This window comes from Oleiphilus messinensis, assembly GCF_002162375.1.
Taxonomy (GTDB): Bacteria; Pseudomonadota; Gammaproteobacteria; order Pseudomonadales; family Oleiphilaceae; genus Oleiphilus; species Oleiphilus messinensis.
In genome coordinates this window covers 4,167,328-4,193,001 of sequence record NZ_CP021425.1, presented here as the reverse complement: position 1 = coordinate 4,193,001, position 25,674 = coordinate 4,167,328, and the positions used below count along the sequence as shown (strand labels likewise).

The 25,674-nt window shown below is 44.0% G+C and carries 23 protein-coding genes; 15 read left to right on the top strand and 8 right to left on the bottom strand.

The genetic code is table 11. The features are described 5' to 3' along the window. Window positions 1-28 precede the first annotated feature (28 nt). Window positions 29-1,486 (top strand): protein adenylyltransferase SelO, encoded by a 1,458-nt coding sequence (locus OLMES_RS18285; protein ID WP_087462585.1) that lies wholly within the window; start codon window positions 29-31, stop codon window positions 1,484-1,486. A gap of 10 nt (window positions 1,487-1,496) precedes the next feature. On the opposite strand, the gene OLMES_RS18280 is transcribed toward OLMES_RS18285, so the two are convergent. The 4 genes from OLMES_RS18280 to OLMES_RS18265 form a co-directional block, all read right to left on the bottom strand. Continuing rightward, window positions 1,497-3,539: a TonB-dependent receptor plug domain-containing protein gene (locus OLMES_RS18280; RefSeq protein WP_087462584.1), complete on the bottom strand. Its 2,043-nt coding sequence runs from the start codon at window positions 3,537-3,539 to the stop codon at window positions 1,497-1,499. After that, window positions 3,532-4,335, bottom strand: a complete 804-nt coding sequence (locus tag OLMES_RS18275) for a substrate-binding periplasmic protein (protein WP_087462583.1) — start codon at window positions 4,333-4,335, stop codon at window positions 3,532-3,534. The genes OLMES_RS18280 and OLMES_RS18275 overlap by 8 nt, the downstream gene beginning before the upstream one ends. Before the next feature lie 61 nt (window positions 4,336-4,396). Beyond that, window positions 4,397-5,311: a hypothetical protein gene (locus OLMES_RS18270; protein ID WP_087462582.1), complete on the bottom strand. Its 915-nt coding sequence runs from the start codon at window positions 5,309-5,311 to the stop codon at window positions 4,397-4,399. Window positions 5,312-5,340: 29 nt separating this feature from the next. Next, on the bottom strand, window positions 5,341-6,033 hold the full coding sequence (locus OLMES_RS18265; RefSeq protein ID WP_087462581.1) for a sulfotransferase family 2 domain-containing protein: 693 nt from the start codon (window positions 6,031-6,033) through the stop codon (window positions 5,341-5,343). A gap of 87 nt (window positions 6,034-6,120) precedes the next feature. Between OLMES_RS18265 and OLMES_RS18260 the strand changes: the two genes are divergently transcribed. The 7 genes from OLMES_RS18260 to OLMES_RS18230 all read left to right on the top strand — a co-directional run bounded on the left by OLMES_RS18260 (window position 6,121) and on the right by OLMES_RS18230 (window position 12,005). Further along, on the top strand, window positions 6,121-7,797 hold the full coding sequence (locus OLMES_RS18260; protein ID WP_087462580.1) for a glycosyltransferase family 9 protein: 1,677 nt from the start codon (window positions 6,121-6,123) through the stop codon (window positions 7,795-7,797). Between the two features lie 3 nt (window positions 7,798-7,800). Continuing rightward, window positions 7,801-8,538, top strand: coding sequence for a sulfotransferase family 2 domain-containing protein (locus OLMES_RS18255; RefSeq protein ID WP_087462579.1), 738 nt, complete (start codon window positions 7,801-7,803; stop codon window positions 8,536-8,538). Window positions 8,539-8,553: 15 nt separating this feature from the next. Further along, a complete protein-coding gene (locus OLMES_RS18250; RefSeq protein WP_087462578.1) occupies window positions 8,554-9,333 on the top strand; it encodes a sulfotransferase domain-containing protein in 780 nt (259 codons plus the stop codon). 21 nt (window positions 9,334-9,354) lie between these two features. Beyond that, window positions 9,355-9,675 carry a PqqD family peptide modification chaperone gene (locus tag OLMES_RS18245; RefSeq protein WP_087462577.1) on the top strand — a complete coding sequence of 107 codons (321 nt, stop codon included), beginning with the start codon at window positions 9,355-9,357 and terminating at the stop codon, window positions 9,673-9,675. A gap of 14 nt (window positions 9,676-9,689) precedes the next feature. Further along, window positions 9,690-9,878, top strand: a complete 189-nt coding sequence (locus tag OLMES_RS18240; RefSeq protein WP_087462576.1) for a hypothetical protein — start codon at window positions 9,690-9,692, stop codon at window positions 9,876-9,878. A 145-nt stretch (window positions 9,879-10,023) separates the two neighbouring features. Further along, on the top strand, window positions 10,024-11,103 hold the full coding sequence (locus OLMES_RS18235) for a sugar-transfer associated ATP-grasp domain-containing protein (RefSeq protein WP_157678372.1): 1,080 nt from the start codon (window positions 10,024-10,026) through the stop codon (window positions 11,101-11,103). Beyond that, entirely contained in the window at window positions 11,100-12,005 is a 906-nt protein-coding gene (locus OLMES_RS18230; RefSeq protein WP_087462574.1) for a phosphoenolpyruvate carboxykinase (ATP), read from the top strand. The genes OLMES_RS18235 and OLMES_RS18230 overlap by 4 nt, the downstream gene beginning before the upstream one ends. Window positions 12,006-12,056: 51 nt before the next feature. On the opposite strand, the gene OLMES_RS18225 is transcribed toward OLMES_RS18230, so the two are convergent. Then, complete coding sequence (locus OLMES_RS18225; protein WP_087462573.1) at window positions 12,057-13,940, bottom strand: asparagine synthase-related protein; 1,884 nt, start codon at window positions 13,938-13,940, stop codon at window positions 12,057-12,059. Window positions 13,941-14,163: 223 nt separating this feature from the next. Here OLMES_RS18225 and OLMES_RS18220 point away from each other — a divergent pair, with 223 nt between their 5' ends. Genes OLMES_RS18220 through OLMES_RS18210 form a run of 3 tightly spaced genes read left to right on the top strand, consistent with a single transcriptional unit; the run spans window position 14,164 to window position 16,591 of the window. Further along, the gene (locus OLMES_RS18220) at window positions 14,164-14,904 is read left to right on the top strand and encodes a hypothetical protein (protein ID WP_087462572.1); all 741 of its coding nucleotides are present in this window, start codon (window positions 14,164-14,166) and stop codon (window positions 14,902-14,904) included. Between the two features lie 32 nt (window positions 14,905-14,936). Next, window positions 14,937-15,794: a sulfotransferase domain-containing protein gene (locus tag OLMES_RS18215; RefSeq protein ID WP_087462571.1), complete on the top strand. Its 858-nt coding sequence runs from the start codon at window positions 14,937-14,939 to the stop codon at window positions 15,792-15,794. Next, window positions 15,791-16,591, top strand: a complete 801-nt coding sequence (locus OLMES_RS18210) for a sulfotransferase domain-containing protein (RefSeq protein WP_157678371.1) — start codon at window positions 15,791-15,793, stop codon at window positions 16,589-16,591. Before OLMES_RS18215 ends, OLMES_RS18210 begins: the two co-directional genes overlap by 4 nt. 679 nt (window positions 16,592-17,270) lie before the next feature. Here OLMES_RS18210 and OLMES_RS18205 read toward each other — a convergent pair. From OLMES_RS18205 to tnpC, 3 genes are read right to left on the bottom strand one after another with little or no spacing between them, the layout of a single operon-like run. Then, window positions 17,271-17,657, bottom strand: a complete 387-nt coding sequence (locus tag OLMES_RS18205) for a hypothetical protein (RefSeq protein ID WP_087462569.1) — start codon at window positions 17,655-17,657, stop codon at window positions 17,271-17,273. Between the two features lie 24 nt (window positions 17,658-17,681). Beyond that, window positions 17,682-17,978 (bottom strand): hypothetical protein, encoded by a 297-nt coding sequence (locus tag OLMES_RS18200; protein ID WP_087462568.1) that lies wholly within the window; start codon window positions 17,976-17,978, stop codon window positions 17,682-17,684. Further along, on the bottom strand, window positions 17,968-19,545 hold the full coding sequence (gene tnpC, locus OLMES_RS18195) for an IS66 family transposase (RefSeq protein ID WP_198343027.1): 1,578 nt from the start codon (window positions 19,543-19,545) through the stop codon (window positions 17,968-17,970). The genes OLMES_RS18200 and tnpC overlap by 11 nt, the downstream gene beginning before the upstream one ends. A gap of 127 nt (window positions 19,546-19,672) precedes the next feature. Between tnpC and OLMES_RS18190 the strand changes: the two genes are divergently transcribed. The 4 genes from OLMES_RS18190 (at window position 19,673) to OLMES_RS18175 (ending at window position 25,421) form a co-directional block, all read left to right on the top strand. Further along, window positions 19,673-19,990, top strand: coding sequence for a hypothetical protein (locus tag OLMES_RS18190; protein WP_087462567.1), 318 nt, complete (start codon window positions 19,673-19,675; stop codon window positions 19,988-19,990). Window positions 19,991-20,229: 239 nt separating this feature from the next. After that, entirely contained in the window at window positions 20,230-21,150 is a 921-nt protein-coding gene (locus OLMES_RS18185; RefSeq protein WP_087462566.1) for an Abi family protein, read from the top strand. A gap of 38 nt (window positions 21,151-21,188) precedes the next feature. Then, window positions 21,189-22,709 carry a site-specific DNA-methyltransferase gene (locus tag OLMES_RS18180; protein ID WP_087462565.1) on the top strand — a complete coding sequence of 507 codons (1,521 nt, stop codon included), beginning with the start codon at window positions 21,189-21,191 and terminating at the stop codon, window positions 22,707-22,709. Window positions 22,710-22,721: 12 nt separating this feature from the next. Continuing rightward, a complete protein-coding gene (locus OLMES_RS18175; protein WP_087462564.1) occupies window positions 22,722-25,421 on the top strand; it encodes a DEAD/DEAH box helicase in 2,700 nt (899 codons plus the stop codon). The last annotated feature ends 253 nt before the right edge of the window (window positions 25,422-25,674 follow it).

The following is a 25,674-nucleotide window of genomic DNA, read 5'->3' as shown; positions in this document are numbered from 1 at the left end:
GTGTGATTTTATGAGGTAGACCTTGAGTATGGAATTCCAGAATTCGTATCTAGACCTGGGAGAGGGATTTTATCAAACAGCAGACCCGGAACCTGTCCGTTCCCCTGAATTGTTTCTGTGGAACCATGGGCTTGCGCAGTCGTTAAATATTGCGGCAGTGAATGATGCCGGTGAATCGGCACGGGCGCAATTTTTCTCGGGGAATGCGAAACTGCCGGGCGCTCGTCCTATTGCGCTAGCCTATGCCGGTCATCAGTTTGGTCATTTTAATCCCCAATTAGGTGATGGCAGAGCGCATTTATTGGGGGATGTCTCGGACGGGACTTGTCCTGGACAGGATATCCAGCTCAAGGGCTCCGGGAAAACCGCATTTTCCCGGGGCGGAGACGGACGCTGTGCGCTGGGTCCTGCGATTCGCGAGTTTGTGATGAGCGAGGCGATGGCGGCCTTGGGCGTTCCAACAACCCGTTGTCTTGCAGTTGTGACGACCGGCGAAACGGTGTATCGGGAAACCCCGTTACCCGGTGCAGTGGTCACCCGTGTTGCCGCCAGTCATCTTCGCGTGGGAAGCTTTGAATATTTTGCTGCGCGTAATCAATATGATTCTGTCCAGAAGCTTTGTGACTACGCCATTCGGAAGCATTATCCCGGACTCAATGATCTTGAAGGGGCAGAGCGTTATCTTGCATTCTTGGCTGCAGCGGTGGAAAAGCAGGTTCGCTTGGTGTGCGAATGGATGCGGGTGGGGTTTATTCACGGCGTGATGAATACTGACAACACCGCGATATCCGGTGAAACCATTGATTTTGGACCTTGCGCCATGATAGGGGCTTATAGCCCCAATACCGTGTTCAGCTCCATCGATACTCAGGGGCGTTACCGTTTTGGCCATCAGCCCAATATCGCCCAATGGAATCTGGCCCGTTTGGCTGAGACCCTCATTCCATTGGTGGATGATGACGCCAATCGTGCAATTGAAAAAATCACACCTATCGTAATGGCCTATACCGATCAATTCCAGAAGGCTTACTGGAATATGATTGCACAGAAGTATGGTCTGCGTGAGTGTACAGAAGATGATATCGCCTTGTTGACCGAAGGGCTTGATGTCCTCAAAGCAAAAGGTATGGACTACACCAATACCTTTGATCTGCTCACCCGCAGTTTCGAGTCTGTCGCCATTGCATCCGAGATGAAGAGCGAAATTGGGCCCTGGTATATGAAATGGCAGGATCGCTTGGCCCAGGAAACGGATGAAGGAGCCCAAATTGCGGAGCGTATGCGTAAACACAATCCGGTTGTGATTCCCCGAAATCACCATATGGAGCAGGTTATCGCCGAGTGCATTGAGTCCGGTTCACCCGAAGCCGCGTTGCGTTTCCTGGCGGTGTTGCGCGATCCCTATCAGGTGCTCCCCGAGACAAAAGCTTATCAGGATATCCCTGGTGATGGTGATCGTTACTACCAAACCTTCTGCGGTACCTGAGAACAGTGCGCTAGTGCCAGTGGTAGTGAATACTGATTAATCCAGCAGGCTCAATCTCATCAGTATGGAACTGCTGGCTTTGCTTGCGCTGAGTCAAATTCTTGATGGACGCCTGCAATTGCCAGTTATGTGCCGGGTTATGGGTGACACTAAAATTTACCACACCGAAGCCATGGGTTTTCTTCTCGCCCAAATCATTTCTCAGTTTGAAAGTATGACTGGTCATCCAGTACATATTGCCGTTGAATTGCCATCGCGGCCAGGGTTGCCAGTTCGCGTTAACGCCGCCGTATAACGCGGGCGTGCCTGTGTCATCGGTATTGTAAAAGTGTAAAGGGGCAATCAAGTCCGCAGTTTGGTTTTTTATCTTGGTTTTTTGCCATGTCAAAAACGGATTGACCTTCCAGCTCAAGGCTTCGTAATGCCAATCAATTGTTACACCCAGCTGTTTCGCCTGGGTGGGTATGGGCTCAAGAGTGTTGCCAATCACAACCTGGTCGCCATCCACAATGGGTTGCTGTTGAATAAAGTCACTTGTGTCATCCAGTGTGCTGTGGAATAGCTCCACATCTATCCAGTTGTAAAAGTTAAAGTTATGCCGTAAGCCGATTTCGTAGGTGAGAATCGACATCAAATCGATATCCTTATTGCCGAAAAAATCGGATCGAAGTGATGGGTTATTCGGTAGTGTGAATTGTAAATCCAGAAAGCTGTTAACCATAAAAGAGCTTCGGTTTGCTTTCTCAACACCGACCCGAGCCAGAGTGTCGTACCCAATCTTGTGACTTGCCAGAAATTGATAATTAAAGTATCCGTCATGGGGGCGATTATAGTTGTCATAGCTGAGTGCGGCGATAAGGCGGGTCTGCTGTGAAAGCGCATACTCGGAGCGGAGCAAATAGCCAACGGTTTGCAAATGTTGTTGTCCGCCAATAAAGTCGCCTTCATAACTGAGATAGTTGTAACGAATACCCGGTCGTAAATACCACGTTGGTGCATGATAGATGTATTCCAGGCCTGCTTGGGTGTTCTCAAAGTCATAACCAAGTTGAGGGTAGCCCAGAGCACTATTTTTACCTCGATGGTGACTGACACGAGCATATAATTGATCGTAGTTCAGTCGTATGTTGAATGCATCACTTTCACTTTTATTCGTGGTGAGTGGTGTATCGGTATTGGTATGGTGAGATTTCTGCACTTCACTGCTTTGATATTGATAGCTCAACTCATACGCAAACAAGCTGATTGGATTATTGTAGAGATTTACACTGAGTCCGCTATTATCCCTTGCTTGCTCCGGATTCGGGTATCGACGCAGTCCAAGAGCAACGTCGATCTCATCAATGGGCTGATATTGTTGGTTGTGGAAGTTGTAGTAGTCAGATTGGTAACGATCCCGTTGCTCGACATAGCCACTGATCGCCAGCCAGCTGGATGCAATTTTATGGCTTGCGGAGACCATTGCAATGCCGGTTTTCTGGGTACCGAGCTGAATACGAACATCGACTTGCTGGTCTTCCTGTCGACGTTTAGTAAAGATGTGAATAACACCGGTTATGGCGTTGGGCCCATACAATGCTGTGGCACCACCTCGGATTACTTCTATACGGTCAATATCCTGAATACTGATTGGCAGGGTTTCCCAGAATATACTGCCAAGGAAATAATCGTAAACGATGCGGTTATCGATCATGACCAAGGTATTGAGGTTGTTCAGCGAAGACTGGTCTCCTCCTTGTGGTACATTCTCAAATCCGCGAATATGCACATTGTATTGGCCATTTGTTTGCTCTCGAACCAACACCCCCGGTACCCGTCTCAAGGCTTCCGGGATGCTTGTTGCGCCCATATTTGTGATGTCATCCGAGGTTACGATACTCGTGGAGAGAGGGGATGAGAAAATAGCGACCTGATGCTTGGAAGATGAGGATTCGGTTGCACCGCTGATGTTTTCAGAAATGCCGTAGTACAGTCCATCCGCGAACACCCCCAATCTGGGGAGGATCCACAGGCAAATAATTAACAATGGGGCAGAAAAAGAGGCTTTATTCATTCATCAACCTCCATGATACGTTGCTAAACTCATGGTTGTACCGTTCAATAATTTGACGACTTCGTCCGTCTTTTGCCATCTGGGCCAGTGATTCGGCCAATAGCTCGATCAATTGTGGGCACTTTGAAGCTTTGGAAAAGGCCACATGCAAGCCAACAGATGTCAGCGGTTGCGGGAGCATGGCGAGCTGATTATCCAGCTTGTGTGTTTCGATGTATCTTAAGCCATGGAATTTGAAAGTGATCGCGTAGTCCACCCGGCGCGCAAGTAACATCGCAAACAGGGAGTCGGAATCATTGGCTTCCTGGATGACAAGTGACTCAAAAGCAAACTGATCCAGGGCATCACCAAAACTGGCTCCTCTTAGCTTGGCCCCTGTTTTGCCAATCAAATCCTCAGGTAGGCTAAATTCAAAAGGTATTTCGCGGTTTAAAAAAATTTGCAGATCGAGTTGCGCAACAGGGTCAGAAAAACTGGAGTACTGTTCTCGCTCTACTGTTTTTAATGCACCTGCGACAACATCAATCTGACCGCTATTCAAAAAATACAGTATGCGTTTCCAGGGGATAGGGGGCATCAACCGAGCCCTGATATCCGAGCTCGAAGCCGCCTCCAGCACCATATCACCGAGAATACCCATCTCACCGGCAGTACCATGGTAGAAATACGGATACCAGTTTTCACCGCCCGCAATAACCAGTTGCTTGCAATTCCGGGCCTGTACCGTAGTAACGGTCATCAGACTCAAAATCACAACCAACACAGTGCTGCAAATTGTACGAACAACGCGGCGCATAGACTCAGCTCTTAGGTTGAGTGTTTTTTATACTGGAGTCTAGGTTAAGATGACGGTTTCGTCATGGGGATATAGAAGGGAGGTTCTTTTCAATAAAACAATGAAACTGAACAAGTTGTGGGGGGGGGCTGCCGTTTGATGCCACTAACCAGGCATGTAATGCGTCGTTAGCCTTTTTCTTGAGTAAGGCGCGAAGTTGTTGATGTGTATAGAAATACCCCAACAGTTCTGAAATAGGGGCTGTATCTTTCAGGCGGTCAAACCGATGGTAGTGATTGAAAATAGCGGATGCTTCCGTTCCCGGCCATGAATTGTAGCGTGATTCAAGTTGTAACACGTTTAATTGTAGTGATTGGACTGCAATCGGAATTGCAATCTGGTCTAACCAAGGTCGTTTGGATTTAATATGGTCCGCAGCTTCTATCTTTAGGCATGCCTTGCGCCATGCCTCAGGAAAAGCTACTCCATGTCTGATACAGATCACACCTGCGTTGTAATAAGGCCACATGGGAGTCCGATCATAGGTTGATATCACGCGGCTAGCTGGATATGGCATTTCGAATAGATCGTAAACTACTCCCCATTGTTGAATATCCTTCCAGGTTTTTGAAATTCCTGCCACTCTCAATGCGATGTCATGAGCTGACATCATGTCAATTCCGGAAAAATTGGCCTGGCAGAGGATATCTGAGTCCATTAATAAATAGTATTCCGCTTTAAAGTCTTCGGTTACTTTCTCCAGTAACGCTATTTTATGACTGTTTAGATAACCGGTAACCGTGGGTTCTATGGATACGGTTTTAACATTGAGTTTGGCCAGCAATTGAAGTGATTCCGGTTCAAGCTGCCCGTGAGGAATTCCCGCTACAATTTCATGTTCGCACTTGGCGTACCGGACCAGTGAGACCGTCAGCAACATAGCTTGGATTTCCAACAGTCCATGCTGACAAACATAGGTAAATAAGTATTTACTCATTATCGTGATATACCGTTCTGCTCGACTAATTAAAATTGATAGCCAAACAGTGTTATTTCCTCAGAAAATAGATCTGAAATTATCTGTTTTTCACGTAAGCTGAAAATATCACTGTAGTGTCTTGTGTCCTTCCTATAGCCGGATTTCGCTCGTGGCAGAAGCAACTTTCCCGGTAGCTTCAACCGCTTTCTTATGGTTTCGGCAGCTTCTTTTAGATCTTCGTAACAATATATATCGTCCACGGCAATGTTGCGATCGATTGTGTAGAGGTCGTATCCGAACCTTTTAAGTTTCAGGGGGGCATCTGACAACAGAAAGCTAAGCATCGTCGGTCGCGGAGTACTTTGATAGCGCCAGTAATAGAAGGATATGACTCGATCCCACGGATTCCTCTCGAAGCAGAATTTATAGTAACTGTTCCAGACTTCATCTCCCAATAGATCTTTTATTTCACCGGCGGACATATGGTTGTAGTATTGATGTTTACTGAGTCCTCGGGTGTGAAGCTGGACATAGTCCTCAAAGCTGTACTGAGATTGGGGCAGTAAATAGTTTTGAGCCTTACGATAACCCATTCTCTCCCTAATATCATCGGATTTGGGGTGAATCGGCGTCAAAATGTCTGCTTTCCCGCAAAATTGAGAAAGGGCAATTTCAAATGATGTGCCTGCAGTTTTACTAGTTTTTATAAAAATAAACTTATGTTGATGAGAGACTATCATTCTGATTTTTAATTCAAACCTCAAATATTAAGAACAACATATCCACGTTGCGATTTCGTTTAATATTTAAATATAATCCACTCCACTATGAAAGTTGATGAAGAGCAAAACCGAGTCGCACATTTTTTATATTATGGAGCGCCCTTACAAGCACCGGAACAACAGATCACGAAATTAACCCTTCAGAGTGATATGTCTCCCGATAACATAATCATCCGGAATCAACTTGCCTACTGGCAAATGTTATCAGGAAATCACCGCCTTGCAGCTCACTTGCTTCAAGAGACCTTAACGTTATTCAAGCATGAAACGCTCCAGCATTATCCCGACAATCAAGAAACGTTGCTGCTTATTGCCATTAACTTGATGCAATACCGCAGCACGTTCCTGCCGATGGCGAGGGCAATTTTGGAACACTTGGTTTGTCAAAATGAAGACCACTCCGCAGCACAATTCTGGTTAGGCAATCTTTGCCTCCTCCAAGGTTTTCCAAAATTGGCACTAGAACATTTTGATACCGCTTTAATGGGCCGACCGGAAAGTGCAGAAGTCGTCGCCAAAAAGGCGAGCGTTTTGTTGGAGGGAGGAGCTTACGCTACTGCCGCACGGCTCAGTGAGCAGGCATGGGAGCTTGATCCTTCTAACCATCAAGCCCTACTTACCAAAGGTAAATTGGCATATTACTCCAAGGATTTTGAGTCGGCACAACAATGGTACGGACTGGCACATCGTCTACGCCCCTGGCAATGGGATGCAGCCCACAGTTATGGAATGTTCTTATTGGCTCATGGGCACTTTCAAACAGGATGGAAGTGCTATAATCTGCATCAGCATCTTGCTCCGTCCATACGGGGGCGGCAATTGTTTGAGAAAAACAACCTTTGGCAAGGCGAACCTTTGGCGAATGAAAGGATTGTCATTATTGCCGATCAAGGCTTCGGTGACGCGATCCAATTTTCAAGGTACCTTCCTGAACTCGCACAAAGAGCTCAACATATTACCTTAATCTGCTCCCCAGCACTCCACGACCTTTTTCGCTTTAGTTTCGGTCCGCTCTGTCAAATAGAAATTAAAGAAGACTCAGCAGAACATGCTATAGATGATTTCGTTACGGAATCGGTAACTCACCGAGTTGACCGTTGGCTTACTCTGAGCGGTTTGACGGAGATGTTTGCAATGGAGTCTTTTTTAAAAGAAGTTGAAGATTGCCCCGAAGGCAATGGATTCAGACCCTATCTTCATGTCGCTCAAGAGAAAGTAATCTTTCAAATTAACCAATTGTCGGGACTGATCAAACCGGACGGACTTAAAGTGGGCGTGTTTTGGCATGGCAATGATGTAGCGGGTATCTATCCCCGACACATCGACTTGACGGCGCTTAAGCCAATATTCGATCTCGATGGAGTTCAGTTCATTAGCTTGGCAGTCAACGAACACAAGCAAGACTTGGTAAAATACCCGTTCTGTTCCGGAATAGTTGATGCCTCACCCTATATAAGTAGCTTTTACGATACTGCAGCGATTATCAAAGGGGTTGATCTTGTCATTTCGATTGACTCTGCGGTTGCACACCTTGCAGGTGCGCTGGGTAAACCGGTCTACTTGCTGTTACCCTACGTTAATTGCTGGCGATGGGGACTGACAGAGACTTTAACCCCGTGGTATCCCAAAACTAAATTATTTCGTCAAATACAGTCCGGCACTTGGGAAACTCCCGTTACTCAAATTGTGAAACAGCTTAAACTGCTAAGTAATTATAAATAGCCTATGATATCTCACGATCTTGAATGTGTATTTGTCCATATACCGAAAACAGGCGGCACCAGTATTTTGCACTATTTTCTGGACGTGTCCGGTATTACTTGGGAAAACCGCGCCGATCTGCTTTTGGGATTCAATGACGTTCCTGCTCACGGTCCTCAGCGCTTAACCCACTTGACCATGTCAGAGTACTTGGCATTGGGGTACTTGAGTCGACGGCAATGTGAACGCTATTTTAAATTCGCTTTTGTTAGAAATCCGTGGAGTCGACTTTTGTCTGAATATCTTTTCAGATACCTCGGCGTCTACACTTTTAGGGAATTTGTGATGGATTATGTCCCGTGCAATATGCCTGGTCAGTACCCACAAAAAGGTAAAAAAGGGAAAAGTGAGGCAGATTCTTTTTTAGACCAGAAAAGACATCTACTGCCGCAGTACAAGTTTATCTTTGATGATGAGGGGCGACAATGTGTTGATTTTATTGCCAGATACGAGAATCTAGACGAAAATTTTTCAAGCATAGTGCGGAAATTAGGGGTAGAAGGTAAGTCGGTTCTTCAGCGGAAAAACACCGCGCAGGATCATTTAAAAAATGCATTGGTACAAAAAGGAATTCTTCAGCCGGACGAGTCAATTAAATTCAATGGTGAGATAGACTACCGCAACTTTTATAGCGAAGAAACCAAGAGCGCTGTTGCGAACTACTATCATAAAGATATTAGTTTGTTTGAGTATCAATTTTGAAATGAAGCAAGTGCTATGGATATTAAGCTGATAACCGAATTTCGCGACAATGAAGTGCAACGTCCCCGTGTCCTGGTGGTCAGCCACGAGCGTTCAGGGACTCACTTTCTGATGAACTCCTTGGAAAACTGTTTCAATTATACTGCTTTTCCATGGCTTAATTTCGATTGGGGATCAGTTCCTGTTAACTTTTATTCTACTGCCGACATTAGAAATTTTTTTACCACGATGACCGGTTACCGACTGAAAAATGTAATCAAGTCACACCATCCGATGGTTTTTTTTCACGATAATCTTGACTTGCTGACGTCTCATTTTAAAATTTTATATATCTACCGTCATCCTATTGATACGCTGCGCAGCTATTGGCGTTTGATCGACAAAGTCGGGTGGGTGGAAGGTCCTAAAGGGTTAAGTTTTGATTCGTTCATAAAAGCACCGCCCTTGGGCTACTGTATGAGGTACCATATGGAGCAATTGCCGTCTATGTTCCATCGCTGGTATTACCATGTCGGCCCTTGGCTTGATATAGCATCAAAAAATGAGGCCGTGATGGCTGTTCGCTATGAGAGTCTGGACGATCAGTTTGAGGATACGCTACATCAGATAGGCCGCTTTTTGTGCACTTCGCCTTCTAATGTGATTCGCCCCAACCGGACGAAAAACGTAATCATGCCGGACGTGGATCAGCAAGACCGACAGGCTTATCAAGTTTCGCATCAGACGGTTTTATTCCTCAAGAAGATTGCCGGCGATCTATTGAACCGGCTGAATTATGATCTTGATATTCGATAAATCACAATAAAAAAGGCAATCATGGACACTATTGAAAGCAGTACCGGTGAAAATATTTTGGGCAATGAAATTACCGGAGCAGAAAAAGTCAAAAAAAATCCACAACTACTGTCTGTAGACTTGTCAGGTGAGACTGTCATATTGTCAATTCAAAATGGGCAGTACTATGGCTTGAACGCGGTTGCCAGTAGAATATGGGACATTATTGATAACCCGACACTCGTCAAGGATCTCTACCAAATCATATTTGATGAATTTGATGTTGACAGGGATACATGTTGCCATACCGTAAATGCTTTTATGAAAGAATTGCAAAAGCTTGAACTTGTTAACCTAGGTTAGAAGGAATCGTCGCGATGAAAGACAAAGATAAGCTCAACTCAACACCACTGAAAAACGGCTCTGTTAGCTCAGAGAGCCACGAAAAACGGCCCTTTGAAGCTCCCAAAGTAGAGCGGCTTGACATAAGCGAAACCTTTGGCAAAGTGTCAAGTACTCTTCCTGCTGAGGGGATGGGTGGTACTGCGACGAATGCACCTTCATAGGTGGCAATTGGCGTGGCGGCGCTGGATAGTTGAGAAACGACACCCCATGGGGTTGATCTACTGTAATTATTTGTTTGAATGGAAAGAGAAATACTCTCGCATTCACCTTAAGCTATTGTTCTTGAACTATAACAAGATTCACCCTATGGTTCGATTGTTTATGAATGTATTTTATTTCGTACGGTGGGTTAGCTTTTCCGGTTGGCGCAGAAGCTTTACCATCACTCGTTTTTTGGGGCCGCAAATTCAAAAAGAGACAGGGCTGTCTATATTGAGACAACTGGTGGGTGTGCTCTACTTGGTTCTTTACTATAGTGTTCCGCCAATAAACTACTACTATTTTAAATTCTACCTTCCCGGTCGACGCAAGCAAATACTGAGCTACGTGTACAACCTGGAGTTACCGGCGTTTCACGTGTGGTGCAATCAAGGGCGATATGTAACCGACGAGGTTGATTTGGTAAGCAATAAATATTTGTTTGCCCAAAAAGCTTTTGGTGCTGGACTCCCGGTAGTGGAAACCTTGCTATATATTCATCGTGGTCGTCAAATTAACCACCAAGTCCTATTGAACTTGTCATCTCAGCCGCTTTTTTGCAAACCCAATCGGGGCTCATCAGGTAATGGTGCATTTTGTATCAATACCGATGGGAAACTTGGAACTTTCAAGGTTAGCACGTTAGCCGGAGAGTCTTTCGGCGGTGACGCTGCCGAAGTATTTCTGACACGTCAGTTTAGTCGTGAGGATTACCTTGTTGAACCTTTTCTAAATAATCATCCAGAAATGGCTCACCTGACTAATGTTCTTGATACCATTGTTCTAAGAGTGATAACCGTCCAAACGAATAACGATCGAAGTGTTTATTGTTGTTATCTGGAAATTCCTTATCAGCATGAAAACACCCCTTTCCTTGGTGTTTGCCCCGTGGATGAGGGCACCGGCTTTTTACAACCCCTGGTGTTACCCTTGGTCGGTAAAGAGAGTGCGGTGTTACTAAATCTGGATTCGTTGACAACTTGGGCGTTGCCATATTGGCAGGAATCGATACAAATTGCCCTAAGCGCTCATAAACTGGTCGCCAATCTTGCTAGTGTTGCTTGGGATATTGTTATATCGGAATCGGGTCCGGTGTTGTTAGAAGGTAATACCAATTGGGATGTTGTCACTCCACAGATAATCAAAGGTGGCATTTTGAATGAAGCATGGATTCCGTCACAGTTATGAGACATTATGTTATCGGTGGACTGAAGGTAGCCTCTGAAATGGACTTGCCGGAGCTAAAACCGGTACCCCCTTCAGATACGCCGGACATAAGTATAGTTGCTGGTTGTGTCCCGGAAGTATTGACATCGGGGGTGCCCATAACCCGTAGACTGCAAATCGGCGAGACCGGTTTCCAGTTCACAAAAGAAAACATCGCGCGTTACCTGTGTCTGAATGATCGTGTTGTCATCATAGATAATGGTTTGGGCGGAACACCAGCAGAAATTCGACTGTATCTATATTCCAGTGTTTTCGCAATTATCCAACATAAAAAGTGTAGGTTGCCTCTGCACGCCAGTGCTGTTGGATACAAAAGGCGTGCATATGCGTTTGCAGGTGATTCCGGTGCGGGTAAATCCACTCTGGCAGCGGCGTTATTTCAGCGAGACCTGGAATTGATCAGTGATGATCTAGGGGTGTTGGAGCAGGACGGCTCCACAGGCTATTATGAATTTCATCCTGGCCAACCTTACCTGAAGTTATGGAAGGATACAGCATCATTTTTCAATTATGATACGGCTGAGTTGGTAAAAGATCCCAGAGGTATTAGTAAATACCATTGTCAATTGAAAAATGAATTTGTTGCAACGCCTAGACCGCTTCATGCCATATTTTTTTTAACTCGAACCGCAGGAAAACCGTATGTTTCTCCAGTGTCACCTAAAGAGGGGGTAACACTGCTGGTAAAAAATATTTACCGTATCAGATTTGCGCTCCATGTTGGAACCTTTCCCTATCAATTTGATCACTGCGCTAAGATTGCGCAATCTATTCCCCTGTTCCGCTATCACCGGCCGTGGTGTCTTGATGCTATCGAGAGGTCACTGGAACCGGTATTGTCCCGGATTGAGGCGCTGGCTTAAAAGTCTGGATCATCACCATTGGTCAGCTGGAAGGGCACTACTTCCAATTAATTACGAGTAGTATGCTTGCAACCAGGTGTTAAGTGTATCCAAATTTCGAATGTTTCGCACAAACCGGTAACATAGCACTCTGTTGCGTATTCCTTGTTGAACAGCTCGAACTTGTTCCCGTAATAGATGGGAATCAATCAACTCAGCCAAGCCGGGGTGAAGACTATCCAGCAACAGTGTCGCTTTGTTGACGCAAGCTTCAAGTCTAAGTTCTCGTTTTTGTGAGGCATTAAAAACCGGTCCCATAGATTTATCCTTTTTCCACTGGACCTCGAGAGGAAGCAATTTCTCGACTGCTCTCCGATGGAGAAAACGGTTGATGCCGCGATGCCATTTCTCGCTGGATGGAGTCGCCAGATAAAACTCGAGCAATCGCTGATCAATCAGTGGGCAACTGTATTCGATTCCATAGTATGCGGCTATTAGTGCGCAATTTTCCAGTCGGGTAGATAAATAGGGCGCTGTCAAGTGCGCCACGCTCCGGTTATTGATTGACTGCGGGTGGACTGCAAAATCATTGGAGTGCAAATAGTCTGATCGCAAGTCCCATTTTTTTGCCACATCAGCGTTCAAGATCAAATATTGACTGGCGTCCTTTTTCATTGCAACAGTCTTTACTACCGGGTTCTGCCATTTCTTGCCCCAATTGTTGTGTAATCCGATTTTAAAGGCGCGGAGCACCCCTTTAATCGGATTATTATCCAAACAGTAAACCAGTTGCCACCACTGTCCGTTTTGCATGAGCTCTAAAATCCGTTCCTCCCCGGTACTGGTGACCACTTCATCACCACCGAAACCAGATAACAGCAAACGGATATTCAATTGATTGCAAATCCGGCAAAACGATTCGCAGTGTTGCCAATACCCGACTTCCATGGGATAACCTGATGCTCGGAATGCCAAATTCAGCGTTTCATCCTGATTCGCTCGATATTTAGGTATCAGGATGTGGTTGTTTACAATTCCATGATAGTGGCTGGTTTCAAGGATGAATTGTGGATCTTGCTTCATCGTCGACAAGCCGAATGCATGAATGTCATCTGTTGTATCCGCTTTTATGGCTGCCGTCATACCCAGAATCGTTGAGGAATCAAGACCACCTGAGCTCTCGCATCCGATCAATCCCGAAGCGGGTAATCTACAGCGAACGGCTTCTTCCAGTAGTCTGCCATAAGCCTGTACCCAGTCGTCAAATGCATAGTCGTTCTCACTTGAAAGTGCCGTAAAATCATGGAAACGGTTGATGTTAAGAGTTTCGTTTGTAGTACAAAGAGCATGCCCGGGAGGTAATTTGTAGATTGATTTCCAGGGCGTTCTTTGGTGATCGGCGCTTATATCGATGAGATAGCGGGCCATCCATTCGGGTTCGGGATCTCCTGGATGCTGTTTTGTATGAAAGAAGGGGCTTACGCTACTCGAAATTGTCAGCTCTCCTGAAATAAAACGGTAAAATAGCGGTCTATTGCCAATAGGGTCACGGATGGCAAACAATTTTCGTTCATCTCGGTCATATAAAACAAAAGCAAATTCTCCGATTAGCCTTTTCCAGCTGGCTTCCCCCCACTTTTTGTAGGCCAGACGAATCAATAGTTCGTCATGAAATTCGGTTTTATGGTATTGGCGGTTAAGTAGTTGGCTCAATTCCTCTCGGTTGTCTATTCTGCCCCATAGTACCACTATTACAGATTCTTGAGCGTCATTCATAGGTAGCTTGGGAACTGAGGTCGCCTTCCATGCAGGTACGGCCTGAAGGATATGGAGCTGACGATCCGACCATGTCTGTTCGACAACCTCGCCTTTACCACTGATTGACTTAAGTATCGATTTGTTGTCTTTGATGCATAGGGGGGATGATTCCCCGGATTGAAATGTTGCGAAAAACATAAACGGAATGGGTTACTGTGTTGTATTCTTTTCTAAAGTATAGTTAAACTTTCCACTCGTTATGAACCAATTTTATAAACTATTAGATCTCAAGCTGACTAGCGCATTTCCTTTGCTAGATCTCGTAAGGCTTGAATATCGTGATGTTCCCCAAATTGAAATTTGCAATGTAGAGGTTTCGCCGATCCTACGCGGCGCTCAGCGAGTTACCCCAGGATTTCAAGTGTCCAAAGGGAATTGTCTTGTTGATGTTGCGAACACCGCTCGCTATTTCATCCGCAATGGCGACCAGATAAACGTCGAGCCGGCCCCTGAAGCCAATATGGCTGCGGTCTCTCTGCACTTGACCGATACGGCATTGGGCGTATTGTTGTTGCAACGGGGGGTTCTCTTACTCAAGGGGGCTGCCGTGACTAATGGTCGGGAGGCTATGGTTTTTGCGGGTGGCGCGGCTACTGGAAAATCAACCTTGGCTTTTCATTTCTGTCGACAGGGCTGGGAGCTTCTCGGTGACCGGTTTTGTGCACTTGAAATTCGGGGCAACAATGTATTTGTCTATCCGATCCAACGTCGGTTGATGTTATGGCAGGATATTCTCGACGTCTATGGAGAGGGGCACATTAGATATGAGCCGGTAACGCCGTTCATGGGCAAGTTTTTTGTAGAGCCAGGGTGTTCAAATCAGGTTGAAGCTTTTCCGTTGACGAAATTAATTTTCTTGGAAAACGATAATCGAGGGAGGCCCGAATGTGTCGGGCTCAAACCGATGGAGGCTTTAAAATGGATCGTTAACACCACTTACGCGTCTCAATTCATTGAGGAAATGGTTGATATAGAACTTTTTTTTAACTTACGGTACGTGGTTGCTTTAAATGTGCCGACATGGTTACTGGTTCGCCCGAATAAGGGCTGTCATCCACGCGCATTGGCAAAACTCATTGGGCAGGCTTCCCTAACCAACTAAAATACTCTATCTGCATTGATTTAAGGGATGTTATGGCTTCAATTGTGTGGATCGCATCTTATCCTAGAAGCGGTAATACCTGGGTCAGGGCATTTTTAACCGCTCTTTTGAATACCGGAGGAGAGACACCTGATTTGGAGCACCTGGTTGGAGGTGTGATAGCCAGTAGCCGCTCCTTTATCGAAGCGTATTTGGGCTATGAAAGCCAGTATATTCCTTATTATGATTTACATCGATTAAGAAAACTGGTTTACAAGGCCCATAACAAGAGCCTAAGTCATCGGCAGTTTATTAAAATTCATGACGCCTTGGTTGATAAGGTGACGGGCGAACACTTAATCGACTCACAGGGTGCTGAATGCGGCATCTACATTGTCCGAAATCCTTATGATGTGGCTGTATCCTATTCAGAATTCTCGTCAATCTCTGTTGAAGCGGCTGTAAATTCATTGTGCGATCCAGATATGTGTCTTGCAAACCAAGCAAACAAAGGCTACGACCAGGTTCCGCAATTTTTGGGGGATTGGAGTTGGCATGTGAGATCATGGACTGAAAGTAAGGCCTTTCCTATCTGCGTCCTCCAATATGAAAAACTGCTTTTGAATCCGGTTGAAGAATTTGCCAAACTGGTGGAATTTCTTGGTATTCAAATCGGTATCAAACGAATTCGGGATACCGTTGATGCGGTCGCATTTTCACAGTTATCCGTCTTGGAAAAGAAATCCGGATTCAGCGAAAATTATCTGGGTGGAAACCCCTTTTTCGGTTATGGCGAAATGCATCGAGCAGCCTCAAAGTTGGAACCGGAGCAGGCGAGCATGATTTTGGAGCGGCACCGGGATGTAATGGCGCAATATGGCTATATCAATTGTTCAGGTAAAGCATCGTGACTAACAATTTTATTGTAACGGGGTTTCCACGTTCAGGAACCTCGTACTTTTGTTCCCTGATGAATCAGTTTGAAAATCATGTGATCATTAACGAACCTGCTGGTCTGAACAGCCTATTTACTGAACATGGAGTTGACCTAATTCAACGTTATCTTGGTCAGACCCGTCAGGCCATTGATATTAAACAACCGGTGATGACCAAGTATACGGAAGACACAAAATACATGAACCTGCGTTTTCCTTGGATACCCGAGCAAGTGACCTGTTCCGGATATCGCCTGGGGTTTAAAAAAAATCTGGGAATACTGCCGTTAATTTATACTATTCTGGAAGAAACGGATATTACGCTTATCGCGTTGATTCGAAATCCTTTTGACAATATATCGTCATGGGTTAATTCGTTCGCACTCTTGAGAAAGGTCCCTGCGAGTATTCTGGATATTCTGGGCATGGATTATTCAATCCAATACGCATCAACGGACTCTTTGGCCTATCTGGAGCAAATCAGGGAAGCATCCGACCCCGCCATTCGCCGCTGTTTGCTCTGGAGCTATATTGCATCCATTATCGACAGCAACAAAAACAGAATTATCGTAATTCGGTATGAAGACTTGATTCGAGATCCTGCCACGGTTTTTAGTGAAAAGCTGGGCCTTTCGGAATGGGATCTATTCGATGGTTATAAGTTGGAGAGAAGTTCAAAACCTCCAAGTTCCTGTAATCTGCCCGTTGTGGACAAAAGAAACATTGAAACAATATGTGGAAAGTGGGCTGTGAAATTGGGGTATGACGTGTAAATTTCCCTTAGAGTGACCTGCTTGGCGAAATATCGTTGGAGAAGCGTGTTGCCATTTTTGGTGGTTGCTAGGGCATTTTATTTTCTTAAATGGCTGAACTAAAGAATGAAAATCTGTGTATGAGTTACTCCATTCTAAAAAAAGAGCAGCTTTCGAAGCGAGAAATTGTTTAGAAGACTTTTTGGCAGAAGTTGAGACAAAGAAAGAGGGATAAGAAATTTATACCCACATAAAACAAAACCCAGTTGCATCGTTAAATGCAACTGGGTTTGTGTGTGGTAGCGGGGGCGCGATTTGTTTTCAGCAGACGCATTCGAATCATGTAGAGCGTTTCTCTACCAGATTGAGTATTTGGTTAGGGTGCGTCCTATTCTTTTATTTAGTTGTAGGCATTCGTAGCCAAATGCAAACTGATGAATCTATAAGCAACGAAGAATCAATATTGAATGTCACTGAAGGTGAAGCAAAAGGTGGAAAATTTTCGAATTATTGGATCTAGAGTACGAACAGGCATACCAGTACCTTAGATATGCCCGTTCTTACTTATGGTTGATCTGGTCGAATATAGAGCAAAACCTTATTTATGTGATATTATTATTGATTGTTCTGCTCTTCATGTTTTGAAATACCAACTTTGGCTTACTAGTTAAGTGAGTAGCCTAAAATATTTGTGTTTAACCTATAAAGATTGATGTATTTCTATGTATTGATCTTCATATTCTTCATATGTAATTCCAAGAGGCCCAAGCTCCTCATTGAAAGCTTCTATAAATGAGTAAGTAACCCACCAAACTTCATTAGAATTTTCCTCGATAAACTCGTAAGTAGTTTCGTCATGAAAGTCACCAATACGATTCGGGTTATTCCTAATTCTCAACCAAATGTTGAAGATTGACTCAACGCCAGCACCTATATTGTCTTCCCCTTCTGTAAAAAGGTAATCAACGGCACTATTAAATACCGCATACTGAATCTGGGGATCATAACCCTCTGACCAAAGGCTCCGAATAGATGTTTTTGATCGTCTAACAGGATTAAACTGTGCTGAATCAATGTAAGCGTTCATACTAAGACGCAGTTGACTAGATCATCATGGTGGGGTGAGTGCTTTCAACAAACGGATAATCTCTGATAGTTCATCTTCTGAAATTTTTTGATAATCATCAAAACTATCAAGTTGGTAATTGGCGAGAATCCTGTTTATTTGACTAATGGTGTTGAGAAATTTTCGTCGGTGCTTCGACTGTAGTCCGTTCAGGTCGATGCCCATTAATGCTTTTCCCGCCAGATGTGCTTTCTGCCAACGAGCCAGTTTCTTGTCTGAGCTGATTTGCCGGACTTGCTCAGCCTTTGTCTTCCATTCCTGGTAAGCTTTCTTATCTGCCATTGCGAGAGTTATCCAGTATCGAACGCAACGGATTGGAAGCAAACTTTTCTTTCCAGACCCGTGGCGTGAGGTCGATGATTTCCTTTGCCGGGTGATAGTCAATGCGTTGTAACACGTCGATCAGATAGGTGGTTGGATTAATATCATGAAGCTTGCACGTACTGATCAGGCTTTGAATGATACCTACATGTTCCGCACCCAACTCTGTCCAACAAAAGAGCCAGTTCTTCTTGCCAAGAGGAATCGGGCGAATTTCCCGCTCAAGGTGATTGGTATCCATTGCTACATCCGGATCTTCCAGAAACACCCGCAATTGGTCTTGCCGTTTAAGCATGTAGTTGAGACTCTTTAACCAATTATCACTGGGTGTCAAATCGGGACGACCTATCTGTTGCTCACACCAGATGAAGAACGCATCAACCAATGGCTTGCTATGAGTAAGCCGATAATGACGTTTCTTTTCACCGGCAAGGCGTTGTTCCCGAATTAGCTCTTCATGAGCATACAGGTTTTGAATGATCCGCAATGCCTGCTGTACCGCCTCCGGCTCCTGGGTTTCTGCCTCCAACAGCATTCGACGACCATGCACCCAGCATTGTGCATGGATCAATCCATCTACTTGCTTTTGGTAACTGGCATAGGCGGAATAGCCATCCGTCAACAACGTGCCGGTAAAGTGTTTCTTTAACGTCTTCTCAATGTGCATCCGACCTCGGGTATTGGCAAACGTAAATACCACCTCATTTTCTTCTCCGAAAATGGGCCAAAACCAACATTGTTTGAGTTTACCCGGTCCTTGCCGACCGGCTTTAATGGGCGTTTCGTCCATGGCCAACACTTTGCTCTGTAAGACATGTTCAAGTTGGGCTACAGCAATAGGTCGAAGTAGCTCAATGGCTCGTTTGCTCAGGTTGGTTAAGGTCGTTCGACTAAGGGTAACACCGGAACGTGTTAAGCGTTGATGTTGGCGATGCAACGGAAGATGGTAAAGAAATTTGTCGATGAGCAACCCCACAATAAAACTCACATCTGCGACGCTGCGCTCCAGCACGTTGTCCGGTGCCGGTGGCGTAATAGGTTTGTCTTCGGACTTGCGCTTAATGACAGGACGCTCAAACTGGAGAACCACAAAATTTGAAGTCTGTTGTGCCAGGCGATACGTCACCTTGGTGCCAATGATTTCGTATTGATCTGCATCCTCCCCTCTAAGCTCATCCGGCAGTAATTCAATCACCTGCACCGGAACATCATTGGTAAAACGCAAGCCTCTGCCGTTGACATCATCTTCTTGGCGTTGCTTTGATGCCACACCTCGATGATAAGTGATGGTTTGCTTTTCTTCCGGCTCAGGTGGAGGTTCAGGCACTTCACCTAACAGGGCATGGAAGTGTGTTTGTTCGGGGGGATCCAATACGCGCTTTTCAGTTTTACTGCCGAAAACCTGCTTCTGATACCAATTAAGTTGCCGTTCAAGGTCGACCACACGAGCCTGTAAACGCGCGTTTTCCTGCAGCACTTTACTGTGAGCTTCTTGAGGCGGGAGTGGTTCAATTACGGTATCATCCATGGTTCCGGATTATATCCGAAACCGACTCAGATCACATGGCTGTAACGCTTGAACTGGCGATATTTTTGCACTTCGATGCCTTCGATCTTCGGGGTTTATTGATGATTTTGAGTGGGCTTCTAAACTGATGGATGAAGCAAAATCCCTTTTAAGAAAGCGCGAAGATTATAAGTTTATCATGATGGATTGTTATTCGAATATTCGCGCTATCAGCCCACTTTTATTCTTAGATGTTTATCAATACACGACAGAATATTTGGGAAGACATAGCCCGGCGATGTTTTCCAATAGCATCAATGAAATCGATGGTATTAGTTTATTAGATTTTAACCAAGTTATCGCAGTTTCTAGTGAGTTTTGCGCACCTATTTTCAGGCCAACAAAATTTATTAGAGTTAACTCAGAAGCTGAGGATGAGTGTTTGCCGGGTATAGGAACTATCTAGAAAAAATCGGACTTTATAGGTGATTGAAATGTATAAAAAATTACTCAATAATGACCTATATAATTTGTAAACTGTGATGAAATCTAGGGTTTAGAAGTTCAAGAATGCTTGAAAATTGAGGAGTAAAAACTATAATTACTCCCAACAATACCCGCCCAGGCTATGTTCTTCGGAATATCCTCAAACTGGCGGGTTATTTGTTTCTGGCCCTAAATAACTATAATAATCCAGGGGTGAGTTTGGAATTTAATAAGCCAGCAAAGAGCTTTGAAGATCAATTAGAGCTTCTTGCTAGTAGAGGCATGTGCTTTTCTGACAAAGAGAAAGCAGTTCACTATCTATCCCATATCAACTATTACCGCTTGGAAGCATATTGGCTTCCTTTTGAAACTAGTCGTAACCCTCATCAATTTGCCGACGGCACTCAGTTCGAGACAATACTCAATCACTACTTATTTGACCGTGAATTTCGTTTGCACTTGCTAGATGCGATTGAACGAATTGAAGTGTCTTTTCGAACTCAGTGGGCATATCACATCAGTCATGCATATGGGCCACATGGTTATCTCGCAAATACAAAAGGTTTGAGAAAAGACGAGAGGCGACTTTTTAAAGACATTGCAGATTTGAAAGAACATGTTGAGCGAAGTGATGAAGTTTTTATTAAGCATTACAACGACAATTACGACGAGGAGTTACCACCTGCATGGGTGAGTTGTGAGGTTATGTCACTGGGGTTGTTGTCACGTCTTTATGCAAACTTAAAGGCATACAATGTTAGGCGTAACATATCCAAGACTTACGAGTTTGATGAAGGCTTTCTAGAAGGATTCTTGGAGCACATAACTTATGTACGAAACGTTTGCGCTCATCATAGTCGAATATGGAATAGGCATTTGACGAAAAAGATGCCATTGCCGAGAGGTAAACCTGCAGGCCTTCGAGATAATATTTACGTCGATAGTGCGAATAAGACTGAGCATAAGATCTATAACACATTGGTTGTTGTTCAACACCTAATGACGGTTATTTGTCCAGAATCTAATTGGGCAAAAGGCTTGGCTGAATTAATTAAGAAATATGATATCGATTACAAAAGAATGGGATTTCCATTGGAATGGGAACGCCTTCCGCTATGGCAATTTGAGTTGTCCAAATAACGACTTAAGCAACATCAAAAAAGTAGAGAATTAACAGTATGCCAATATTGCAGTGGCTGAATAAAGAAGAAGCTGTTGTTAAAGCCAAACATTGCGCTTATCGCCTATTAGAAGAAATACCAGAGCTTTCTTATGGTGATAAGGATAACCAAAACCTGCTTATTCAGGGTGATAACCTAGAAGCGCTAAAAGCTTTGATTCCTTTTTATGCAGGGAAGGTAAAATGCGTTTTTATCGATCCCCCATACAATACTATGTCTGCTTTTGAACATTACGATGATAATCTGGAGCATAGTAAGTGGCTAACTCTTATGTATCCTCGATTAGAGTTGCTAAGGGAACTATTGCACAACAACGGTAGTATTTGGGTGGCAATCGATGATAATGAGGCTCATTACCTGAAAGTTTTGATGGACGAAATATTTGGTAGGAATAATTTCGTAGCTAGTGTGATATGGGAAAAAGCTGATTCTCCAAGAAATTCAGCAAAACAATTTTCTTCTGATCATGACTTTATTTTTGTTTATTCAAAGAATAGTGAATGGGTACCTCGGCGCCTACCTAGAACAGAAGAATCAAATTCAATTTACACAAATCCAGATGACGACCCCCGTGGCCCTTGGTTACCGGGTGATCCTTATGCGAATAAACCTTATTCAAAAGGCTTGTATACGATAGAAGGTCCTACTGGAAGAGTGTTCTCTGCTCCTCCAGGTAGGTTCTGGCGTATTTCAGAGGAAAAGCTTAGAGAGTTAGATAAAGATAATAGAATTTGGTGGGGCCCAACTGGAAATGCAAGACCAAGTATAAAAAAGTTTCTTTCTGAAGTATCTGATTTGGTGCCTAGAACGTTATGGAAAAAGCAAGATGTAGGAAGTAATAGAACTTCGAAAAATGAGATGAGAAAGCTTTTTCCTGGACAAGCGTCTTTTGCTACGCCAAAACCGGAAGCCTTGATAGAGAGGGTTTTACGTATAGCTACTGAAGAAGGGGATTATGTGCTGGATTCGTTTTTGGGTTCTGGTACTACAATTGCGGCAGCGCATAAAATGAACCGTCGTTACGTTGGAGTTGAAATTGGTGAGCATGCTCGCACACTTTGTCAGCCAAGACTAGAGCAAGTAATAAATGGTGAACAAGGTGGGATTTCTGAGAGTAGTGGCTGGAAACAAGGTGGAGGCTTTCGCTTTTACAAGCTTGGTCAAGCGGTGTTCGACGAGTATGGTTGCCTTAATTCTGATATAAAATTCCCAACATTAGCTGCCCATATTTGGTATTTGGAGACTAAAACCCCTCTAAACCAATGCGATTCTTCTGCTTATCTAGGCTCATATAAAGATATTGCTTATTACTTGTTATACAACGGTATTTTGGGTGATAGAAGACCGCAAGGTGGCAATGTGTTAACGAGTAAAGTGCTAGAATCTTTGCCTGACATTGAGGAGCATAACGGTAAGCAGATTATTGTATATGGCGAATCTACACGACTAGGCGAGTCTCGCTTGAAGCAAGCGAACATTACCTTTAAACAAATCCCTTACGATGTTTCAGCGCTTTAGAAAGGAATTCTTATGTTTGCATTAAAATCATATCAAAAGCGTGCTGTAGACAGTCTAGAGAGCTTTTTGCTTCGCTGCCAGCAATCGAATGTTGAGGATGCTTATCGAGATACATTAGAAGATCAGGGTATGCCAGCTTTGGCCTATAAGCATTATGGGTTTGAAGAGATTCCTTATGTCTGTTTGCGTATTCCTACTGGAGGAGGTAAGACTGTTTTAGGGTCTCATGCTGTTGAGGTTACTGCACGAAAATATCTAAATACTGATGCTCCGATTACCCTTTGGTTGGTTCCTACAAATACGATTCGGTTGCAAACGGTAGAAGCGCTAAAAACCCCTGGGCACCCTTATAGAGCAAAGCTTGATACCGCATTTAATCATCAAGTATTGGTGCTTGATATTGACGAGGTTACCCAGGTCCGGCCTCAAGATATCGGAAACAAAGCAATTGTTGTTGTATCAACTCTTGCCAATTTACGCGTTACCGATACATCTGGTCGCAAGGTTTACGCTTACCACGAAAACTTTGAGCCACACTTTTCTAAGGTGCCAGCCAATCATCCTTCCATGAGTATTCTTGAAAGGGTGTCAGAAGAGGATATTAAGGAAAATGGTCTCAGTGAGAGGGAAATAGGGAAGATTAAATATTCGTTTGCGAATTTATTAGCTATCTATAGGCCTTTGGTTATTGTGGATGAGGCTCATAATGCTCGAACCTCTCTTACATTTGAGGCGCTACGTCGAGTTCATCCTGCAGCTGTAATTGAGCTAACTGCTACGCCGAATACAACGAATTCGAATGGTAGCAATGTACTGTTTCACGTTTCAGCATCTGAACTTAAAGCTGAAGAAATGATCAAGTTACCTATTGTGCTTACAGAGCACCAGAATTGGCAAGATGCGATTCAAGATGCCGTTATTAATCGCAATAAACTGGAAAATGATGCTCAGAAAGATGAAGAATATATACGTCCTATTGCGTTGTTTCAGGCTGAGCCAAAGAATGGTGAAGTTACAGTAGAGGTTCTCAAGTCTCATCTAACGAATGAGTTAAACATCGACGAAAGTAAAATTGCCATTGCTACAGGGAACCAGCGCGAATTGGACGGTGTTAATCTTTTTGAAGACAGCTGTCCGATAGAGTACATTATTACAATCGAGGCTTTAAAAGAAGGTTGGGACTGTTCCTTTGCTTATGTCTTCTGTTCCGTTAAACAAGTCTCTAGCAGCAAAGACGCTGAACAGTTACTTGGCCGCGTTTTGAGAATGCCCTTTGCAAAGCGAAGGGTCATAGAGGATCTGAATAGAGCATATGCTCATCTAGCAACAAGTAAATTTAGTAAAGCAGCACAAGAATTGACTGACAAACTAATTGCGATGGGCTTTGAGGAAATGGAAGTTGCGGCATTTCTTAAGGAGCAAGCCCCTACGGTAGGTCAAGGCGATATGTTTGCTGGTTCGGCATATGAAGAGCCTCGCAGACCTGTTGCTCCGCCCCAGTCGATTGTTGTTGAATTGCCAGAAATACCTGATTTGTCGGGACTCTCTGAGGATCAAAAGTCACAGTTTGCAATGACTAAAACCGATGATGGAAATGCCGTAGTGAGGGTAACAGGTGAAGTTTCCGAAACTATCCACAAAGCGCTCAAAAAGTATGTAAGTAAAAAAGCAGACAAAGATAAGCTCGATCGCGACGTAAGAGTGCACAACCAAGCCATTGAAGCGGCAAAAGCTCCTTCAGAAGCCGGTGAGTCATTTGGTTCACTTCCGCTAGTGTGCGCTGATTTGCAAGGGGAATTAGAGCTAGTAGAGCCTGAGGTTTTCTTACACGCCCATAACTGGAATCTATTAGATTATCCTGCTGAGTTGAAGAATTTTAGACTAAATGAAACAACGAATAGCTTCAACATCGACATTGACGGTAATTCGCTTTCATACAAAGTAGCAGACGAAAAAGAGGTTGTTGCTTTTAACCAGGGCTTTATGGATGTTACGGAAAATGACTTAGTTCGCTGGTTAGATAGAGAGCTGCGTCAACCGGATATATTGCAATCTCAACTTATCAAATTCATTTCCATATTAATTAATAAGCTCTGTCAGCAGCACAATATCAGTTTGACGGCCTTGGTGAGAAATAAATATCCTTTGTCACGGGCGATTGCAGAGCAAATCAAACTACATCGTAAAAAAGCTCAGAAAGAGGGTTATCAAGAGTCTCTGTTTGGCAATGAATCTAATGCATGCCTATCTGATGAATTTGTATATGAATTTAGGCCAGAGCAATACCCGTCTAGAAGTCCGTATTACAGCGGACGCTATAAATTTCAGAAGCACTTCTTTCCTCAGAATCTAATAGAAGACTTGAAGGCGACGGGTGAAGAATTTGCCTGCGCCCAGGCTCTTGATGGTATGGAGCAGGTTAAATATTGGATTCGTAATCTTGTTAAACGAGATCATTCATCTTTCTGGCTTCCTCTGGCGCATGGAAAGTTTTACCCTGACTTTATATGCCAGCTACAGGATAGTCGCATGCTTGTCGTTGAATATAAAGGGGAGGCTTATGTCTCAAATGATGATTCAGCAGAAAAACGAGCGATTGGAGAAAAATGGGCTGAGTTAGGAGGCGATAATTACTTGTTTATCATGGCTGTATTGCAAGACTCAGAAGGTCGAGATGTACGGCAGCAGATTTTGAATTTGATTGAAGCATGATTGGTGCTGTTAGTTGAGAGGTTTCTGTCGTAAAAATGATGTGAGATTGAGAAAAAACCAAATGTAGAGTTTTTTACTTTGGTTTTTTCTGGGATTTTACGTTCCGAACACCTCTACGAAATTATTATCTACGATGAACTTTTGAACCTCTGAAAATAGCTCTTGGCTATTTAGAGCACTTATGTTTTTACAAAACCCTTCTACGTCCTCTGAAAATGAAATTCCCATTCTAGGATTAAACAGTTCTATATAG

Coding starts and splice junctions, on each gene's coding strand:
- OLMES_RS18285 (WP_087462585.1), top strand. CDS start 29: ATGGAATTCCAGAATTCGTATCTAGACCTGGGAGAGGGATTTTATCAA.
- OLMES_RS18280 (WP_087462584.1), bottom strand. CDS start 3,539: ATGAATAAAGCCTCTTTTTCTGCCCCATTGTTAATTATTTGCCTGTGG.
- OLMES_RS18275 (WP_087462583.1), bottom strand. CDS start 4,335: ATGCGCCGCGTTGTTCGTACAATTTGCAGCACTGTGTTGGTTGTGATT.
- OLMES_RS18270 (WP_087462582.1), bottom strand. CDS start 5,311: ATGAGTAAATACTTATTTACCTATGTTTGTCAGCATGGACTGTTGGAA.
- OLMES_RS18265 (WP_087462581.1), bottom strand. CDS start 6,033: ATGATAGTCTCTCATCAACATAAGTTTATTTTTATAAAAACTAGTAAA.
- OLMES_RS18260 (WP_087462580.1), top strand. CDS start 6,121: ATGAAAGTTGATGAAGAGCAAAACCGAGTCGCACATTTTTTATATTAT.
- OLMES_RS18255 (WP_087462579.1), top strand. CDS start 7,801: ATGATATCTCACGATCTTGAATGTGTATTTGTCCATATACCGAAAACA.
- OLMES_RS18250 (WP_087462578.1), top strand. CDS start 8,554: ATGGATATTAAGCTGATAACCGAATTTCGCGACAATGAAGTGCAACGT.
- OLMES_RS18245 (WP_087462577.1), top strand. CDS start 9,355: ATGGACACTATTGAAAGCAGTACCGGTGAAAATATTTTGGGCAATGAA.
- OLMES_RS18240 (WP_087462576.1), top strand. CDS start 9,690: ATGAAAGACAAAGATAAGCTCAACTCAACACCACTGAAAAACGGCTCT.
- OLMES_RS18235 (WP_157678372.1), top strand. CDS start 10,024: ATGGTTCGATTGTTTATGAATGTATTTTATTTCGTACGGTGGGTTAGC.
- OLMES_RS18230 (WP_087462574.1), top strand. CDS start 11,100: ATGAGACATTATGTTATCGGTGGACTGAAGGTAGCCTCTGAAATGGAC.
- OLMES_RS18225 (WP_087462573.1), bottom strand. CDS start 13,940: ATGTTTTTCGCAACATTTCAATCCGGGGAATCATCCCCCCTATGCATC.
- OLMES_RS18215 (WP_087462571.1), top strand. CDS start 14,937: ATGGCTTCAATTGTGTGGATCGCATCTTATCCTAGAAGCGGTAATACC.
- OLMES_RS18205 (WP_087462569.1), bottom strand. CDS start 17,657: ATGAACGCTTACATTGATTCAGCACAGTTTAATCCTGTTAGACGATCA.
- OLMES_RS18200 (WP_087462568.1), bottom strand. CDS start 17,978: ATGGCAGATAAGAAAGCTTACCAGGAATGGAAGACAAAGGCTGAGCAA.
- tnpC (WP_198343027.1), bottom strand. CDS start 19,545: ATGGATGATACCGTAATTGAACCACTCCCGCCTCAAGAAGCTCACAGT.
- OLMES_RS18190 (WP_087462567.1), top strand. CDS start 19,673: ATGGATGAAGCAAAATCCCTTTTAAGAAAGCGCGAAGATTATAAGTTT.
- OLMES_RS18180 (WP_087462565.1), top strand. CDS start 21,189: ATGCCAATATTGCAGTGGCTGAATAAAGAAGAAGCTGTTGTTAAAGCC.
- OLMES_RS18175 (WP_087462564.1), top strand. CDS start 22,722: ATGTTTGCATTAAAATCATATCAAAAGCGTGCTGTAGACAGTCTAGAG.